Genomic DNA, 18,921 nt, shown 5'->3' with positions numbered 1-18,921 from the left:
CTTATACTGGTTTAGATCAAATAATTCTGTGCATCTGATGTCCGCTCACGTAAATGGCGCTGAAAGGACGAGAAGGACAAAGGTTTTCACACGCTCCGCAACCAATGCATTTTTCTACATTCACTACTGGAATCTTTAGAGAATCCACTTTGTCAGGATCGGAAGCCACCATTTGTATGGCACCTGTCGGGCAATGGCGGGCACAGTTGCCACACTCCATTCCATCCGTCAAAGGCACACAGTTCTCTTTAATCCATACGGCATGTCCGATCTGAATAGCCGATTTTTCGGCAAGACTAGTCAGATGGATAGCGCCAGCCGGACAGACCTCCGAACATTTGGTACATTCGGGGCGACAATACCCGCGTTCGTATGACATTTCCGGTTGCATCAACGTCATCAGATTGTCCGAAGGACGCAACACCTGATTGGGGCAAACGGATACGCATAATTGGCAGGCCGTACAATGTTGAGTGAAATTACGCGCGCTTAATGCACCGGGAGGATAAATCGGATTTTCTCTGTTCGGGATCTTCTTATCCTCAATAGTGGCTAACCCGCCGTCCACTTTCTTTTCCTGTGCTTTCAGGACAGAAGTTGTTGCAAAGATAGCCGATGCCGAAATGAAACTACGACGTTTATTATCAATCTGTTCGGCAGTGGCAGCCTTTGCTTTCATATCTTCGCTTGTAGCTGTTTCGTTTTTAGGTTTCTGTCGAGTGTATTTAATGGCTCCATGCTTACATTTGCCGATGCAATCCATACAAGCTACACAACGACTATAATCAATTTCATGAGTTTTAGAATTGATACACGATGCTTTGCAATTACGGGCACATAAACCGCAACTATTACATTTGGAAGTATCAATCACCGGTTTGAATATCGCATATTTGGATATAAATCCCAATACAGTACCCACTGGACAGATGGTATTGCAATACGTCCGTCCAGTGCGCCACGCCAGAATAAAAAGGACAATAAGAGTGACAACAGCAATAATCAGCGTTGAAAGGCTCTTCATCCATACATCTACCTCATAAAAAGCATAACTATCCATTCGTTCGGCGAAGTATGCCAGCAAGTTGTTTCCCCATTGCCAAATCGGTGCGAAAAGATTGGAAGCTATCCGTCCATAAGCACTATACGGAGCCAGTAAGATGACCCAAGAATTCAGCCCTGCAACCATCATTATAATGAATACTCCTAAAACGCCATACCGCAACCATTTCATTGCTGGTGAATAGCGGAATCGGTTTTTCTTTTGCTTACCGGATATCCACGAAACGATGTCCTGAAACACTCCCAACGGACAGATAACGGAGCAATAGATACGCCCGAACAGGAATGTAAGCACAACTAAAAACAATACGACACCTATATTTAAGGCTAATAAAGCCGGCAGAAATTGAATTTTCGCCAACCATCCGAACCAAGTGTGCAATGTACCCGTAAAGTCGAGGAAAAGCAGGGTAATAAGCGTAAAGCACACAATGGCGGCTGTAAGTCTGATAGTACGTAGCATAAGCTTTTTTAATTTTCAAATTATAGTAGTTATCTCTAAATGTGCAAAACAGTCAGGATTCAACCCCAATGTATTTTAATGTTGCAAATTTAATCAAGGAAATTTGTTTTTCAACTATATAGATTACAGAATGTTTTACCAATTTTACTGATCATAGAAAAGAAATGTTTAACTGTATTGGGTGAAGAACTATTTTTCGTATACTTGAGGCATATTATACGCTGGAATAGGTATCGGTGGTGTAATGGGATAGTGGAACGTACCAATCCTCCTTTTCGGATAAAAGTAGGTCCCTAGATACAGGTATTGTTTGCGAAGAGTAAAAAATGGTTGCCTAATGCAGTTATACAATATGCCTTACGGATATTCTACGCAATTAAGTAAATAATATGATATATAAAAGAGGTCGTTCCCAAAGTTCCTAAAAGAAAAATCGTCCTTACTATAATCTATCGTAGTAAGAACGATTTTATAATTTTTGAACGACCTCTTTTTGATTTGAATACCTTCTATGTCACTGGATTAACTTTTCGGAACTAATTCCAAGAACATGGTAGTAGTCAGCAACACTGCCAGTCCGACGCAAACGCTTATCAACAGCCAATTAATATATTTGGCTTTCGGCTTGGTGTCGGCATGCAGATTATTCAGGAAATATTCCCTAAAGAAAAGATACAAGCCTGGTATCGTGGCACTTGCCAATAAGAAATCTTCCGGAATCTGAAAGAAATAAGTTTTGGATAATCCGATCAATGACCAATGGCAAAGGAACAGCACCAAAAACATATTGACTTTTTGTGCAAACAGCAATAACAATCCGATGGTAAACACCACTACCGAACAAGGCATAACTGGAGAAGTCATTTCCGGGAATGAAAGACCGCGTGCCAATGAAACCAAAGGATATATAAAAGGCATTGCTAACAGCACATAAGACAGTAGATCATATTTGTGGGTACGTTCGAAGGTAGTATATCCTGTAATCACATCCCATATCCAAATGATAGCCATCACCCCCCAAAACATAGCCATGACTCCATTATAACTACGCTCTTCACAATAGATATAATAGTAGACCAGAGAAATCCAAGTATACAGACCTATCATATAGAACTTCATCGCCATTTTCACCCACGGATGTGGTTTGCTGATAAGCAATCCGGTCAATGCAATACCAATCAGAATGATAACTATCTGTAAAAGCCAAGTAGCTGAATTATAATATGCAATTGTTCTCCAAAAAATCTCCATAAAAATTCGTTTTAGTGTCTTGTTAATGAAAAGGCTCTATGTGGAAACAGGAACATTGGGAATGTAGCTCCTACCGCCAACATGAAAATCACTGTGCTTGCTATCAGAGTATTAGAGAAAAACATCGACATAAACTTGTCCAGCTTATCCGGATCATTCACATTTTGCAGACACATGATAAGTGAAAATACCATGTTGTATGCAAACTTTCCCGGAACCATGGGAAGCAACGCCGGAATGTACAATACCGTCATCGGGCAATATACCTTTTTCCCTAACCACAAACTGCCGAAGCCGATGACTAATCCGGCAAACAACGAACCTGTGGCAATATCCACGCCTAAATAAGTCATCAAACAAAAACGACAAGCATGTCCCAATGCTGCCAGTATGGCAATCATCTTAAATGCACGCAAAGGAGGATCGGAAATTGCACCAAATCCTATACCTGCTACTGCTGCAAAAAATCCATCCGTAAGAATGTCAAGTGCTATCATATCAAATTAAACTGTTTTTTACCATTAATAATGTGAAGGAAAGTCCGATAGCGATGCTTACAATCAACAAAGAAGCCTCTGTCAGACGAGCAAATCCTGTTAATACATATCCCTCTACTATATCAATCACGCCATTAATCAAGGGAACCCCAGGCACAAGATATAGCACGCTGGTTGCCATGGCAATCTCCGAAGTTGTATCGAAGATCAACGCGGTGGAAGCACACAGGGAAGCAACAAAAGCCGAAACAATAAATACAACATAATGATTGATCTTTTTCGCCTGCATTTGTTGTTTCAGGTAGAATCCTGTAATGGTAGCCGAGAACACAATTCCCATCGAAATTAAATCACCGCCGAACAATTTGCAGAAAGACGCATTGGCAAATCCTACTAATAATAACACGAAAAGAGAGTGTATCCGCGGAGCAGAAATAATCTTTTTGTATTTGTCTTTCAATTCTTCCAATGACAAATGATTGTCTACTGCTTCCCAGCTTAATGCGCTTAACTCTGAATTATGTTCAAAACTGATCGGGTGTGCAGGAATGTCTATAACTTCATTACAAGCCTCGTTTGTTTCTTTATCTATAATAGTCAGAATGATGTTTCTATGAAATACGCTTAATTTGACATCTAGTCCGAAAGCCTCTCCCATACGCTTTGTGTTGCGCACCACCCGTGAGGTGTGTACTCCGGCCCCCATTAAATGAGCTGAATATTCTGCAATAAATTTACCTATGGATAATAAAGATTCGCCTGTCTTCATAAATATGATATTTTTAAATCGGGCGCAAAAGTACAAAAAAAACAGGGATCTTTACCGCGATTAAAAATAAAAAACGCAGCCTTTCACAGTGTTTAAAGCTAAACCTCTAGTGAAAGACTGCGTCAATCTTTTAAGCTTTACTAACTTAACTACTTTATCTTAACTATATTAACCCATTTTTTCTGCAGTGTGATCAAAGTTTACTCCTTTTCTCATTTCGGTAGCACTTCCACCATTACAGGAAAATGATCTGAAGAATATTTATTATACTTTATATCATCATCAATGGTGTGATAAGAAAGCACTTTTATTTTTGGAGTCACAAAAATAAAATCTATACGTTTAGCTGTGTTTCCTGTTTTGTTATAGGCATAAAAACTACCTGACGGTCCTTTGGGAGGTGTCAGAGTACATTCGTATGAATCTAGTAATAAATTATCTTTCAGGAGAAGTTGTATCGGCTCTTCGTCCGGAGTAGCGTTAAAATCACCAGTGCAAAAGGTCGGCTTACCTTTAGCGATCTTCCTTACCTGTTCCAACAACATGAATGAGGATTGCCGTCTTGCTTCTGTTGCTTCATGATCCGTATGTGAATTAAATACATAAAACTTCTTCCCGGACCTGAGATCCTTAAAATATCCCCAAGTACAAATCCGACGACAACGTGCTCCCCAACCATAAGAAGGTATGCCAGGAGTCTCCGAATACCAAAAATCACCATGTTTCAACACCTTAAAACGATCCTTTTTATAATAAATGGCACAATGTTCTCCTTTATCATCCCCGTCACGATCACGACCGATATAAGAAAACTCGTTCAAGATCATCATATCTTTTAATTGAGAGGTACGTCCTTCCTGTATGGCAAACATATCAAATTTATTCCGTCGCACAACATCCACCAATGCATTCAGACGAACTTCCCAAGCCTTATCCCCCTTGTCTCCTTTGGTGCGGATGTTATAAGATGCAAGGCGAATAATTTCTTCCGGTTTCGTTTTGTCTAAGTTCAAAGATTTTGCCGGAAGTTCTCCGGCAAAAAGTAAAATCAAAAACAGAAAATAATATTTCTTATTTATAAAACACTTCATATTACAAATCATTAAATATCAGTTTATTTACTCCATTTAAATACCGGATAGCCATTGCTTCCTTCTTTCCAAAGAGAAGAATCCCAGCTTATAACAGTAGTTTTCAGTTCGTTAGCAGATTTAGCTACTCCCTGGAAACTACTACTACCGGACGGTGATGTCTCATCTGAAACGGTAAATGTAGCCTCTCCTGCTTTCAAAATCATACCGTCATAAGCATAGCAGTTTTCAGCAGTAACATTATTGTTATGTCCTCCCACTATGCGTCCTATTTTTGCCTGGTTTGAATAGTTTAACAAGGTACTACTCCATGCCACACAATTCTTGATATTTAGTGTTCCGCTATCCATATTACCGACTATACCTCCAACCCAGCCACCTTTAGTAGCACTGATGTCACCACTTACATGACAATTTTCAATATATGAAGTCGTGTTGCCAGCATGGAACCTTCCGATAATTCCACCTGCTTTACCGTTATCATTATTTATCTGATCAATAATAGTAGCAGTGGTATAGCAGTTCTCAATACGTCCATTACCGCCGAAGATACCACCAATTCCGCCTGCTGCTCCCGACCCTTTCAGTATTCCGGTAGTATAACAGTTAATGATCTTACCTGTGAACCCTACCGCACCGCTATTCAATCCTACATAACCGGCTATAATACCGATACCTTGGTTAGTAGATGAGATATTTGCATCGACAAATCCTACATTCTTGCATTCTCCACACAATACACCAAAGAAACTGGGATAAGAACCGGAGTCACAATTCAGATTTCTAATTACATGATTGCGTCCATCAAAAATTATCCATTTCTCGTACGGACCATCTCCATTTAAGGGCGTCCACTTGATCCCCTGCATATCAATATCCGCACTCAAAACAAAGTAGGTCGTTTGTTTTCCAATAAGGACTTTGCTCATGTTCTGAATATGGATAGCATTAGCAATCACATAAGGATTATTTTGAGTTCCGTCTCCACTAGCAAAATCACCTTCTGGTTCATTGTCATGTCCTCCATAACTAGCATAATCTTCTCTATCCAACTGCCACTCTAAAATAGGGAATCCCATATCTATATTCCCAACATTATGCCATGGAGTCCCCCAATTGGCAATGCTATTCTGCAAAGTCAGGACACTTTCGCCCACTCCATCATATTTTCCAGTCGAAACGGAGCCTACATTATCCTCCGGAGAAAATCCTGTACAAACTATATCCTCCCATGCATAACATTCAGATGCGACAGGATCTGCCTGATGTCCATTTTCACCTTGAGACAAAACTCCACAGATACGTCCAGATCTAGCAGCAGGTCCTGTCATTTTCCAGTTCCAAGCAACACAGGAAGTAATTTTAGCTCCTTCGGAAGGAAGGGCAGCAATACCTCCCACTGAATTGGCACCAATTAATACACCTGTAGAATAGCAATATGACACCTCACTGTTTTCATACATAGAACCTACAATACCTCCACATTCATCTCCTGTAGATATCACCTCTGCTGTAGAATAACAGTTTTTGATATAACAAATCTGTCCTCCATACGGTCTACCCATACGGGAAGCTATTCCACCAGCATACTTTCCTTTCACTTTTCCGGAGACGTAACAGTTTTCCACCTGCCCTGTCTTCTCTACAGCGTTCGGAGCTTTCACTCCGATATAACCGCCGATAACCCCTGCCCCACTATTAGTAGCTGCTTCTACATGGGCATTATAGAAACCTACATTTTTACAAGTCCCGGCCAAAATACCGAAAAAACTGGCATACGCTTTGTCTGTACAGGTGAAATTCTTTATAATATGGTTATTTCCATCAAAATAGATATAATAGTCACCGTTTGAGTTCAATGGTTCCCAATTAGATACAGACTTCATATCAATATCAGCCCCCAACTGGAAATAAATCATCTTTCCTTTCACCAAGGCTTCACTCATATTCTGAATCTGTATCACATCCATAACGAGATAGGGTTTGTTCATTGTTCCATAACCTTTTTCAAAAAGCCCGCCTGCTCCGTCACCCTCGTCTCCGTCATCTATGTCTGTGTTTCTATCCGGCGGAATACGGCTATAGGAATCCATCGGATTAAAATCAGAGCATGAGAAAGATAAAACAGCCATCCATAAAATGGTCCAATATCTCATTACCGAATATGTACTTATATGATAAAATTTGTTTTTCATAATCTTCATCTTTATTTTAGATTTCTACTACAATCACCATAGGATAATGATCGGATAAAGAACTGACAATAGTGCGGGTAGAAAGCACCGTAGCATGTTTCACAAAAATAAAATCAATTCTGGTCTTTTTAGAAGGAAATGTAAAGAGAGCTCCGTGTTGAACGGCCGCTTCCCGATACGCATCTTTCAATATACCACTTTGGCAAATCGTAGTGGCTATTTCGGGAGCATCAGGAGTCGCATTAAAGTCGCCGGTACAAAATGCGGGAGTATTGTCTTTTGCTTTATCGGAAACTGCATCCACCAGCATTTGGCATGCATGTTTTCTGGCATTATCAGCCAAAGGCATGTGAGTTTCAAAAAGATAAAATTCTTTTTGAGTCTTGCTATCCTTGAATTTTCCCCATACACAGAAACGTTTGAAATTTGTTTCATCCCATCCGTTGGAAGGAATTTCCGGAGTTTCGGAAAACCAAAAACGTCCGGCATCCAGTAATGTGTAGCGGCTCTTCTTATATAAAATGCCACTCATCTCTCCTGCCTTGTTATCGTCATTTCCAGTGTCACGACCATAAGCGAGAATCTGATAATCACTCGCAAGTTGGGTTCCTAAGTAGGAACGTTGTTCCCAACTGGCTTCTTCGAATCCACAAATCTCAAAATCGTAGTCTTTGATTAATTGTGCCACACGTTCTCGGCGGTTAGTCCATCCTGTACCAGTTTCCACCAGTAAGTTATAAGTTGCTACACGCATGGACGTTTCAGTCACGGGGTCTTCGTCTTCCTCGCCATCTCCTGTATCCCACGTGAAATCAGGATAGTACAATGAATTGTCTTTATTATCTTCACAACTGCTGGCGAAAACAGAGAATATGAAGGAAATCAATGTGTATATTACTATCTTTTTCATAAATCTATTATTTATATCTTTTATACTTGTTATTCATTCCATCCCGGATTCTGGGTTACGACACCATTAGATAAGATTATTTCCTGTCTTGGTATCGGATATAGATAATCACGGTTCTCATTCCAGGTACGGTCGATCCAACTGTAACACAATAAATTACCATAATTACCTTCTGACAATGAGGTGCCGCTTCCATCGGAAGCCAATTTTACATACGTCACACTTCCAACACTGGGTTGCGAAGATGTGGTGTAGAAACAGACATCATTTGTTCCGTCTCCATCGATATCATACGCTTTATTGATAGCTGTAGCAGGAAGATAAAATCCTTTAAAAGATTGGGCCATACATTGCCCCTCTTTCCAGCGCATCAAATCATAATAACGGAAGCCTTCCATGACTAGCTCTATCGCACGTTCCCGGCGAATTTCCAGAATCACCCCTTTATTATCTCCTGTGACATTCACATAACCGGTTTCCGGAGCACACATATAAGGGTCCGGAGAAAGGTTTGCTGCGTTCATATTCAGTTTTCCCGTAACTCCTGCACGTGTCCGCAATTTGTTTACCGTATTGTCGATATCAGTTTGCGTCAGTGTTCCTAATTCTGCCTTTGCTTCGGCATAGTTCAAATAGACTTCCGCTAATCTGAACAGAGGAAGGTCATTGCTTGAATCACCTGTATAGCTCATATTATCATTTGCATATTTCAGCAGGTGGTATCCGGTCATCGTAACATTCATATTTATATTTGAAGTACGGATTGTTTGCGCTAAACGCGGATCACGATTGACTATTTCATCCTTGAACTCCATTGTTGCATAATTGGGTTGGTCGGTGAAACGGTTGCCGTTCTTCATTAAATAATAATTGACCAGTTTTTTCGAAAGTCCGGGACGGCCCAATGTCGGAGAATTCTCAAAAGCCTGTACTTTATGAACCAAACTCAAATCATTATTATAATCCCTAGCCAATATGATTTCCGCATCAATCGCATTCTCGGATTTAAAGAGATTACGATAGGACTGTGAGCCGGATTGATATAATGAATATCCTCCGGAAGCAGTCATGATTTCATTAGAGGCACTTACACAGTCATTCAAGTATTTTTCATAATCACCCAATCTATGATATTTACGATAAGTACCTTCAAATAATCCTACACGTGACTTTAATGCTTGGGCAGTCCACCAGGTTACGCGATAAAGTTCTTTTGTCCGGTTGGTTTCTTTAAAAACCTCTATAGCAAAATTAAGATCTTCCATTATCTTTCCCATCACAAATTCGCGTGAATCCCTGGCTTTGTATAAATCGGCATCATCCGAGCCGAGTACTTTATCGTACCAAGGTACATCTCCAAAACGTTTCACCTTTTCAAAATAGAAATAAGCACGGAAGAAGCGTGCTAGGGCTTCATATTTGTCGCGCACTTTCTGGTCTTTACAGTTTCCCAGATTATCCAATAAAAAATTAATTGATCGCAGTGCACTCCAACTCCATCCTCCACCCGTTTCCGGAATGACACGTTGTCCGCTCACTTCATCGTCCAAAGGTGATACGATCAACACATCAGCATTATCCTTGTAAATATCGCCATCACCCGGGAAGTTATTCGAATAGAATTGATTACTGTACAACTGTAATTGCTCTTCATTCGTAAAATAATCCTTAGTCGTCAAGCGATCTTTCGGATTTATATCCAATATGTTTTCACAAGAAGCAAATAACAACGACAGACCAACAGTCGCCCACAATGTATATTTCATTATTTTCATACTATATTCCTTTATATTCGTTATTATCAGAATGTTATATCTACACCAAAAGAGTATGTCTTTGCCCAGGGATAAATATTTGCGTCACTTTTACTTGTTTTCCAGCTGTTACTTGCCGATGCTTGTTCCGGATCAATATAATCGGAATGTAGCTTAGTGAATGTCAGCAAGTTCTCACCACTAAAGTAAACACGTATTTTCTCGAAACCTATTTTAGAAAGCCATTTATCCGGCAATGTGTAACCAATAGAAAGATTTTTCAATCGGCAATAAGCGAGGTTTTGCAAATACTTAGTATTAACCACTGCTAATTCACGATTACTTCCGAGAACCACATATCCTCTGGGACGTGGGAAATAAGCATCTGTATTTTCTTCACTCCATACCTGGCTCATAAAGTCGGAAGGAATAAAACTAGCGTATGGTCGGGAATAAGGGCCCCAAAACATGGACGTTTCAGCACCAGGATACCAATTTTGTTTGCCGATGCCCTGAAAAAGAACTGAAAAATCAATTCCATACCAATCCGCAGAGATTCCGAAATTATAATTATAGCGAGGCAATGAGTTACCGATCACTTTCATGTCTTTCCGGTCATTAGCAGATGTTGTCTGTTCAATCTTGTTGTTACCATCCAAATCGACAAATTTAAGGTCACCGGCATGAAGTCCATTATCCAAAGCGCTTGCATTAATCATTTGGTTAACGAACGATTGGTCTACTTTATAATTCCTTGCTTCTTCATCCGTTTTAAAATAACCGTCTACTACGTATCCCCATATTTCGCCTAACTGCTGTCCTTCGTAAGGATCGGTCAGCGTCCGGTTGGGATTATCATATTTTGTCACTTTGGAGGTGTTATCTCCGATACCAGCCATTACCCGGTAGTTGAAAGGCTTGCTTGCCAAAGTAAAACTATCTCCCCAAGTAATAGATGCTTCCCACCCTTTCGTACGCAAGTCTGCCACATTCATTCTGGGAGAAGAGGCGCCATATACGCCAGGCAAAGTCTTTCCTGCCATCAACATATCTTTAGTATCACGAATATATGCATCAAAAGATACATTCAAACGGTTATTAAGAAAGCCCAAGTCCAAACCTATATTTTTTGTGATTACAGTTTCCCAAGTCAAATCGGTAGAGTTCGGAGCTGACTCATAGGCATAATCGCCTTTCGTAGTATCTCCGAAAGCATAGTTCATTACCGCTCCGGTATTAATCAGTTGCAGATAGTCATAATAGCCTACTGTTTTCTGATTTCCCAATGATCCGTAAGACAGTCTTAGTTTCAGATTGCTTACATAGTTTTTGGCTTGTGTAAAGAAGGCTTCTTCACTGACACGCCATCCGGCAGAGAATGACGGGAAGAAACCGAAACGATGTCCTTGACGAAAACGGGAACTACCATCATAACGTCCGCTGGCTTCAAATAGATAGCGGTCTTTATATCCATAATTCAAACGATAGAAAAAGCCAAGAATCGCATATTCCTCTTGTCCTCCGGTTATGGATATATCATCACCTTTTGCCAGGTTAAAATCATCGAGAGATTCAGAGAGTAACCCGTTACGTTTCATTCCCAATTTCTTGAAATACTTATAATCATAGTTACCGCCTACGATAACCTTTACAGAATGTGCATTTGCGAAGGTATTGTCATACGTCCCATATAAGTTGAAAGTTTGACGTATCTGGTTATTTTGTGTTTCCGACAAATAATTGCCTTTGGTACGTCCGTTATCCATTGTGATTGTTTCTCCCGGATTTCTGGAGTATAACACATCTACGGAACGATTCAAATTCTGTTGGCTGTAATGTGCCCAGCTGTAGTTTGCACGAACCTCGAAATGCTTGATTGGTTTTAAAACGGCTTCAAACGTAGTTACAAACTCATATTCACGATTCCGATTGTGATGTCCGCCATTTAATAATACGGCACTAACACCATCTGCCACTTCTCCTGTATCTGTCAGACCTGTTCTATAAACCAGGGTTCCATCCGGATGCATCGGTACAATACTTGCCAAAGCATGCCGTCCGGCTCTGCTGAAAACGTCATTTACTCCCGATAGCCCCGGATAAGTATATTCAGAATGATAATAAGAAGTATTGTTACTTAATTCAAACCAGGAAGTGATATTGGCAATGATCTTTGAACGGAACGTATATTTCTTAAAGCGGTCCGGATCTATTCTGATAATTCCTTTCTGATTATAGTAGTTGCCTGATAGCATGTACTTCACTTTTTCGGTTCCTCCCGAAACCGTCAAGTTATGCTCCCAAGTGGGACGAGTATTATCAAACAAACAATTATACCAGTCAAAGTTGCCATAATATTTATACTCTCCGTTTTTTTCTACCACCCATGGTCGGGAAGGATCTTCTACTTTATCATTACGGCGAATCCATAATTCATGGTAATCCTCTTGGGTATAATGTGTATAAGGGACGCCTTGGTATGTCTTGTAGAACATATCATTAATACCGGCCGAATAATAACCACGTGTCTCAAAGTCCGTAGAAGTAGTCGTGTCACCAAAACTGAAACGACCGTTATAACTGACATTAGTCTTGCCTACTTTTCCATTCTTTGTTGTAACCAAAATCACTCCATAAGCAGCACGGGCACCATATACGGCAGCAGCCGAAGCATCCTTTAAAACACTGATGGATTCTACGTCATTGGGGTTTACCTTATTTATATCTCCCTCGATTCCATCAATGATAGTCAGAGGTGCTGCATCCGCACTAATGGAGTTGACTCCACGGATATTGAAGTTTCCCCCCTGTCCGGGACGTCCTGAACTAAAGTTTACGTTCATATTCGGTACGGAACCTTGCAGAAGCTGTGATAAGTTGGCAGCAGAACGGGTCGTCAGTTCATCACCCGAAACGATAGCAACGGCACCAGTCAGGTTTACTTTCTTTTGCGTACCATATCCCACCACTACCACTTCTTCCAGTGTCTTACTATCTTCGCGGAGAACTACTTGGGACAGATTTCTGCTGGTAGCAGCGTAATTAACCGTAATATATCCGATGTATGATACTGTAATCGTACTGTTTTCGGGAACATTAGCCAAAGTATAACGTCCGTCTACATTCGTTATTGTACCCAAAGAACTGCCTTGCACCATCACACTGGCGCCAATAATAGGCTCTCCTTTCTCATCGACCACCCGGCCGGATATATTTCTTTTGTTCGCATTACTGGTTTGTTGTTCGGAATCCGTAACTTTCTCCTTCAAATAAATTTTTGTTTTTCCGATCTCATAGTTTACGTTAGTACCGAGAAACAAATCATTCAGAACTTTAGATAATTCCTGATTCTTTGCTTCTACCGTCACTATTCGATCCGGATTGACGATCGTACGGCTATAAGCCACCGTAAGACCAGTTTGCTGTGTAATAGCAGAGAATACTTTCTCCAGCTTTACTTGTTTAAGATTCATTGTCACCTTTTGGGCAGAAGCGGACACGCTTATGATTATCCCCAGCAACAATACGAGCAGAACTTTGTGTTTCATACTACTTGCTTTGATTAAAGTTAAACTTAGATTTAAAATCTCATTTATGCTTAGTAGACACACAAGTCAAAAAAGCGGGTGAGAGAAAAAAGAGTTTTTTTGCATAAGCCTAATTTATTTCATAACATTCTTATTCTAAAACAGTAAAGGCTGCGTATATACACAGCCTGTCTTCATTCTATTATCCTATCCAGTATATTCTTACTTCTTTCCGTCCTATTTCATTCGGACTGTCACTTCTTTCCGGACTTCATCATATTCAAATTTTACCGGCGCAATCTTTTCCAAATCCTGAAGCACCTTCTCCAGTATCGTATTATCCGAGGTCAACGTATATACATATTTCGATGCCTGCTCATCCTCTATCTTAAAGTTTACATTATACCAGCGGTTCAGAACCTTGACCACTTCTGCCAGAGGAGTATCTTTAAAAGAAATCACATTGTCTTTCCACATTGAGACTTGCTTTGAATGATCGTTTTTGATTATCCGGCACTGGTCACTTTCTTTATTATATATCAGTTTCTCGCCCGGCAGTAACGGGTATTCTTTTGCAGAGGAGAGAGTCAGATTTACATGTCCTTCATCCAGACAGATCACAATATCTTTATTTTCCGGATAGGCTTGTACATCGAAAGAAGTACCCAGTACATGAACGGAAGGACCGTTCAGATTAACAATAAACGGACGTTTTTTATTCTTGGCTACCACGAAATAGGCTTCTCCCACCAGGAAAACTTCCCGCTTACTCAATCCGAACTTTTTAGGATACTTCAACCAGGAATCTGAATTGATATAAACTCGTGTCCCGTCTTGAAACATCATCTGTATCCGCTCTCCTTTGGCAACACGAATTTCCTCATACTCCGTAGTGCCGAATAAATCCACCCGGGAATTGATCTGTATATAAAGACCTATCAGGAAAATAACAGGAATTAAGATTGCAGCCACACGGAAGCAGATACGTTTGATCTGTTTGCGTGATATGTTCTTTTGGATCTGATGGTACATCTTTTCAGAAGGTATAGTATGGTCCACATATATTTCTGCCGTTTCGGCATTTAAACATTCTGCCTCCCGGGTCATCACAGCATCCAGGTAAGTGTTCCCTTCTTCTGTGGCAAACCATTCCGCCACAAACTTTGCATCTTCCGGCGTAGCAATTCCGGCAAGCACTTCTTCTATTTGTTTATCAGTGGGTCGATTCATTCTCTTTTTATCTTAAATAGTGGACACTTACATATGTCATTAGTGTGAAAAAAGTAACAATTATTAGCATTTTACTTAAATGAATACGTAGCATTTTCAATGCTTCCGTATAATGCGTTTTGACTGTATTAACAGACAGATTCATCCGTTCGGCTATTTCCTGATTCGTTAGTTCCTCTTTCACTTTCATCAAACAAATACTGCGTTTCTGCGGCGGAAGCATATCTACCGCTTTATAAAAAGAGGCCATCAATTCTTTCTTCTCCAGATTTTCTATCAGATTATCTTCGTAGACAGGTGTCGATTGTGCTATTTCATAGTTCTTGCTGATTGCGCTATTCTCATTACGAATCAGATTTAAGACATGATTTTTCGTCATCGTGAAGAGATAGTTCTTCAGGCTGATTCCTACATGTAGTTCCGACCTAAATTCCCATAAACGGGCAAAGACATGTTGCACTACATCTTCTGCCATGTCTGCATTCATTAAATAACGGTAAGCTAATACATATAGCAGCTTATGATATCTGTCATAAGCCTGTGTAAAAGCTCCTTTATCTCCTTTTTCTATGAAGGAAAAGAGCTTCTCGTCATCTGTATTCGTGTATTGCGCTGATTTATCTAACATTCCTTGGATTTTGTTTAATTGTTTTTCCAAAAAAGAATAAAAGGTGTAGTACAATTAAGCATCTTTCGCAAAACAAAAGTAGTAAAATTTAGAAAAGGTGGCACATATTCCAATAAAAAAAAGTCCCTGATTAACCCGGTGTTCCGATATTTGCTTTGGGTGGACGACGGCTTTTGATGGTCAGATAGCCTTTCCCTTCTGTTGCTTTCACTTCCATCCATTTCTTTTTCATTTTTCTTTCTATTACTAACAAACTGAATCATAAGAAATAATGCGTTCCACATCTGTTTCCCTTTAGTTCCACAATTGTTTTCCTTTAGTTCCACAATTGTTTTCTTTTAGTTCCATATATGTGGAACGAATCACGTATTACAGTAAAATGACTTGTCAATACCTACTGGATATATTAGTAGATACAGTTATCCGTTAACTTAGCCAGTTCCTATTTGTTAACTATATTTCTTATATCGACTTAATAATAAGGCTATTTGCTTTGTCTATCACCGAAGTATTTAATGATGCCAGATAAATTCTTGTGGTATTTTCCGAATCGTGTCCCATCGCTTCGCTGATAGTAGAAATCGGTATATTCTTACTTTTGGCAATACTTGCCCATCCATGGCGTGCCACATAAGTAGTCAGTGGAATCGTCAGTCCTAACTGGATTCCTATTTTTTTCAGTTTGCAGTTTACTAAATGTGACGCATTTTTATATTGTCGTCTTTCATCTTTTCCGACATCCTTGATAATAGGTAACAGATAAGGTGTTCCCGTTGTGTCATACTTGTCTATGATTTCTTGCATAGGTTTTTCCCATTTGATAAAAAGTTGTTGATTGGTCTTCTGTCGACGGTATGATAATATTCCGTTATGCAAATCTTTTTTCTTCAGATAAGCCATGTCAACGAATGACATACCACGTGTATAAAAACTAAACATAAAAATATCTCTTGCGTAATCCAACATTGGATTGTGCTCCAATTTTAGATTCCGTATCTGGCGAATTACTGTTACAGGTACAGCCCGTTTTACTGTTTTATCTATTCCTGTGTAAACGTGCTTGAAAGGATAACGTTGTATGGTAAGTTCCTTTTCTACAGCACGATTATATATCGCACGCAGACTACGCATATAATAAGAGGAAGTGTTAGGACACACCCCTTCTGCTTTCAAGTAAACTTCATATTCTATCATCAGATTAGAATCCACCGCTTCCCAGAGAAGATCTGTCTCTCCCTGAAACCGTATAAAACTATTTAATGCGCATGTGTATGTCTCGGCGGTACGTATCTTACCAATCTGTTTTAATTGAACTATGAGATTTCGGGTAAATAATAAAAAACTATCGTTATCAGACCGTAGATTGTATAACTCTACAATTCTATCGGCGGTATAAGCACTATCAGTGCGATTCAGTCTGACGATTATTTCTGCCAGTCGGGCGGTCTCTTTCTTTAGGTTGTTCTGTAGTGCTAACAAATAATGGTATCTGCTTTCTTCTGCATTTGGCGGTACAACAATTTGGGAGGTAAAGCTGTGCCATTCTGTTGGATAGAGTTTATAACCTGTATTTATTTGTCTTACTACTCTATCGTGAGTTATCTGATAATACAATGTCCCTTCCTTTGTTATGACAGAAGAAGGACGGAATTTTACTTTTACGGTTGCCATATAATTATAATTTTGATGTTAATACAACCACAAGTAAATACAAAAACATTTATTATATAATTCTTGTTTGTTTTATTTTCAGCCCACTCTATTTGAGTTCATCCAATCGGCATAAGATATCGCCATACGATACCTTATTCACTGACTTTCGGGGAAGTAACGAATCTAAGTGGACCAAATGAACCGTTATCCCGCCTGATAAAAGAACAGTCGATTCTTGTATTTATCCATTTTATACTTTACATTTGCCAATAAATGAAAAATGACGATGGCAGATAATTATATAGAGAGACAACAGGAACAATACGAAGCCCGGAAAGCTGCTTGGAAACAGGCGCAAAAATATGGTAAGAAGAAACCAACAACGGTGCGTCCGGCCGAATCGAAGTCTCACTCTTCAACGGTTTCAAAAACGGAGGACTCAAAAAGAAGGGTATTTGTAACAGGCGGAGCGGAAGGAATAGGCAAAGCAATAGTAGAAGCTTTTTGCCTGGCTGGAAATCAAGTTGCCTTTTGCGATATAAACGAAACATCGGGACGGGAGACTGCGAAGGCAACCGGGGCTATATTCCGTAAGGTCGACGTAAGTGATAAAAATGCGCTTGAAAGTTGCATGCAAGCCATTCTTGCCGAATGGAACGATATGGATGTTATTGTCAACAACGTCGGTATCAGTAAATTTTCTTCCATCACAGAGACAAGTGTAGAAGATTTCGACAACATTCTTTCTATTAACCTGCGTCCTGTATTCATCACTTCCCGTCTGCTTGCCATCCATCGTAAAAGGCAGCCCTCTCCCAACCCATACGGCCGAATCATAAATATCTGCTCTACGCGTTATCTGATGAGTGAAGCGGGAAGTGAAGGTTATGCTGCATCAAAAGGTGGTATCTATTCTTTGACTCATGCATTGGCTTTGTCTTTATCTGAATGGAATATCACAGTAAACTCGATTGCTCCGGGATGGATACAGACTCACGATTATGATCAACTCCAACCGGAAGACCATTCACAGCATCCTTCACGGCGGGTAGGCAAACCGGAAGATATTGCCCGCATGTGTCTGTATCTCTGCGAGGAGAACAATGATTTCATCAATGGAGAAAACATCACGATTGACGGGGGGATGACGAAAAAGATGATTTATATAGGATAGTTTGAAGTAAAGTCATCGCTAAGAGAGTCTTTTAACACGTTTCGGGTAACTTCCACTCTTGTCTTCACAATCGATGCTGCAATCATGCTTCAATGCTATCAACAATCGCCGGCGGGAGAAAGTTTTCCGGCAGACGCCCCGTTCTGTTAACGGATGCAAACGCAACTAAAGAGAGTTTGTCAGCATTTCGAAAAGCGCAACGAACCGTTTGTTTATTTGCGTTTTTTAACAAAAAGACATCCCATTCCGCTTCACCCTCGCCTCACAAAGCATTTATTTTCGTTCCTTGACAGATATTAAGTAAATATTTATTCCTTTTTAGAACGGAGGTGAAACGGACTTGATACGGAGGTGATACGGAGGTGATACGGAGAAGTGACGAAAAAGCAGCGGATAAGCGGGGAAAAGACAAAAAAACGGAATCGTGGGGAAGGCTCCGGAAGGAGATTTTTTTTGTTTTTTTATCCGTTCGTTAACCCAGATTTAACACGTCCGGACTGAACCGTCGAATGTGGCATCCTCTGTCATGTATGTAGAAGGTTAAAGGAATACATTGTTTTTTCATGCGACAAATATACGCAAAATGTCTCTTTTATTTTGCATAAATCGATTGGTTTCACGAAATAACTGCTGGATATCGGACATATATACCGTCACTATTTTCGAAGAAGTAATAACACAGAAGCGAATGTAAAAAAAATGGGCTGCGGGACTATA

The 18,921-nt window shown here is 40.0% G+C and carries 13 protein-coding genes and 1 pseudogene; 2 read left to right on the top strand and 12 right to left on the bottom strand.

Going from position 1 to position 18,921, the window contains the following annotated elements; translation table 11 throughout:
• Positions 1-16 precede the first annotated feature (16 nt).
• Positions 17-1,525, bottom strand: coding sequence for a 4Fe-4S binding protein (locus A4V03_RS08430; RefSeq protein WP_065538555.1), 1,509 nt, complete (start codon positions 1,523-1,525; stop codon positions 17-19).
• Positions 1,526-1,774: 249 nt separating this feature from the next.
• Here A4V03_RS08430 and A4V03_RS08425 point away from each other — a divergent pair.
• Positions 1,775-1,909 (top strand): annotated as a pseudogene (locus A4V03_RS08425) (SDR family NAD(P)-dependent oxidoreductase); the annotation flags it as partial.
• 138 nt (positions 1,910-2,047) lie between these two features.
• On the opposite strand, the gene A4V03_RS08420 reads toward A4V03_RS08425, so the two are convergent.
• The 11 genes from A4V03_RS08420 to A4V03_RS08370 all read right to left on the bottom strand — a co-directional run bounded on the left by A4V03_RS08420 (position 2,048) and on the right by A4V03_RS08370 (position 17,048).
• Entirely contained in the window at positions 2,048-2,776 is a 729-nt protein-coding gene (locus A4V03_RS08420) for a DUF6064 family protein (RefSeq protein WP_065538554.1), read from the bottom strand.
• Positions 2,777-2,787: 11 nt separating this feature from the next.
• On the bottom strand, positions 2,788-3,273 hold the full coding sequence (locus A4V03_RS08415) for a threonine/serine exporter family protein (RefSeq protein ID WP_065538553.1): 486 nt from the start codon (positions 3,271-3,273) through the stop codon (positions 2,788-2,790).
• Position 3,274: 1 nt separating this feature from the next.
• Positions 3,275-4,042: a threonine/serine exporter family protein gene (locus A4V03_RS08410; RefSeq protein WP_065538552.1), complete on the bottom strand. Its 768-nt coding sequence runs from the start codon at positions 4,040-4,042 to the stop codon at positions 3,275-3,277.
• Positions 4,043-4,254: 212 nt separating this feature from the next.
• Entirely contained in the window at positions 4,255-5,133 is an 879-nt protein-coding gene (locus A4V03_RS08405; protein ID WP_065538551.1) for an endonuclease/exonuclease/phosphatase family protein, read from the bottom strand.
• A gap of 23 nt (positions 5,134-5,156) precedes the next feature.
• Positions 5,157-7,328: a hypothetical protein gene (locus A4V03_RS08400; protein ID WP_065540351.1), complete on the bottom strand. Its 2,172-nt coding sequence runs from the start codon at positions 7,326-7,328 to the stop codon at positions 5,157-5,159.
• Positions 7,329-7,344: 16 nt separating this feature from the next.
• The gene (locus A4V03_RS08395; RefSeq protein ID WP_065538550.1) at positions 7,345-8,238 is read right to left on the bottom strand and encodes an endonuclease/exonuclease/phosphatase family protein; all 894 of its coding nucleotides are present in this window, start codon (positions 8,236-8,238) and stop codon (positions 7,345-7,347) included.
• A 29-nt stretch (positions 8,239-8,267) separates the two neighbouring features.
• On the bottom strand, positions 8,268-10,013 hold the full coding sequence (locus A4V03_RS08390) for a RagB/SusD family nutrient uptake outer membrane protein (RefSeq protein ID WP_065538549.1): 1,746 nt from the start codon (positions 10,011-10,013) through the stop codon (positions 8,268-8,270).
• Between the two features lie 26 nt (positions 10,014-10,039).
• Positions 10,040-13,540, bottom strand: coding sequence for a TonB-dependent receptor (locus A4V03_RS08385; protein ID WP_065538548.1), 3,501 nt, complete (start codon positions 13,538-13,540; stop codon positions 10,040-10,042).
• Positions 13,541-13,756: 216 nt separating this feature from the next.
• Entirely contained in the window at positions 13,757-14,749 is a 993-nt protein-coding gene (locus A4V03_RS08380; RefSeq protein WP_065538547.1) for a FecR family protein, read from the bottom strand.
• A gap of 7 nt (positions 14,750-14,756) precedes the next feature.
• Positions 14,757-15,377: an RNA polymerase sigma factor gene (locus tag A4V03_RS08375; protein WP_065540350.1), complete on the bottom strand. Its 621-nt coding sequence runs from the start codon at positions 15,375-15,377 to the stop codon at positions 14,757-14,759.
• A 462-nt stretch (positions 15,378-15,839) separates the two neighbouring features.
• Positions 15,840-17,048 (bottom strand): site-specific integrase, encoded by a 1,209-nt coding sequence (locus tag A4V03_RS08370; RefSeq protein WP_065538546.1) that lies wholly within the window; start codon positions 17,046-17,048, stop codon positions 15,840-15,842.
• A 268-nt stretch (positions 17,049-17,316) separates the two neighbouring features.
• On the opposite strand from A4V03_RS08370, the gene A4V03_RS08365 reads away from it, so the two are divergent.
• Positions 17,317-18,204, top strand: coding sequence for an SDR family NAD(P)-dependent oxidoreductase (locus A4V03_RS08365; protein ID WP_065538545.1), 888 nt, complete (start codon positions 17,317-17,319; stop codon positions 18,202-18,204).
• Positions 18,205-18,921: the final 717 nt, after the last annotated feature.

It is taken from the genome of Bacteroides caecimuris (assembly GCF_001688725.2).
Lineage (GTDB): Bacteria > Bacteroidota > Bacteroidia > Bacteroidales > Bacteroidaceae > Bacteroides > Bacteroides caecimuris.
Note: the sequence above shows the minus strand (reverse complement) of the source record. Positions and strands in the feature narration are given on the sequence as shown.

Bases quoted from the DNA above. Each gene is read 5' to 3' on its own strand.
- A4V03_RS08375 (WP_065540350.1), bottom strand. From the start codon at position 15,377: ATGTTAGATAAATCAGCGCAATACACGAATACAGATGACGAGAAGCTC.
- A4V03_RS08415 (WP_065538553.1), bottom strand. From the start codon at position 3,273: ATGATAGCACTTGACATTCTTACGGATGGATTTTTTGCAGCAGTAGCA.
- A4V03_RS08410 (WP_065538552.1), bottom strand. From the start codon at position 4,042: ATGAAGACAGGCGAATCTTTATTATCCATAGGTAAATTTATTGCAGAA.
- A4V03_RS08385 (WP_065538548.1), bottom strand. From the start codon at position 13,540: ATGAAACACAAAGTTCTGCTCGTATTGTTGCTGGGGATAATCATAAGC.
- A4V03_RS08420 (WP_065538554.1), bottom strand. From the start codon at position 2,776: ATGGAGATTTTTTGGAGAACAATTGCATATTATAATTCAGCTACTTGG.
- A4V03_RS08370 (WP_065538546.1), bottom strand. From the start codon at position 17,048: ATGGCAACCGTAAAAGTAAAATTCCGTCCTTCTTCTGTCATAACAAAG.
- A4V03_RS08395 (WP_065538550.1), bottom strand. From the start codon at position 8,238: ATGAAAAAGATAGTAATATACACATTGATTTCCTTCATATTCTCTGTT.
- A4V03_RS08430 (WP_065538555.1), bottom strand. From the start codon at position 1,525: ATGCTACGTACTATCAGACTTACAGCCGCCATTGTGTGCTTTACGCTT.
- A4V03_RS08405 (WP_065538551.1), bottom strand. From the start codon at position 5,133: ATGAAGTGTTTTATAAATAAGAAATATTATTTTCTGTTTTTGATTTTA.
- A4V03_RS08390 (WP_065538549.1), bottom strand. From the start codon at position 10,013: ATGAAAATAATGAAATATACATTGTGGGCGACTGTTGGTCTGTCGTTG.
- A4V03_RS08380 (WP_065538547.1), bottom strand. From the start codon at position 14,749: ATGAATCGACCCACTGATAAACAAATAGAAGAAGTGCTTGCCGGAATT.
- A4V03_RS08400 (WP_065540351.1), bottom strand. From the start codon at position 7,328: ATGAAAAACAAATTTTATCATATAAGTACATATTCGGTAATGAGATAT.
- A4V03_RS08365 (WP_065538545.1), top strand. From the start codon at position 17,317: ATGGCAGATAATTATATAGAGAGACAACAGGAACAATACGAAGCCCGG.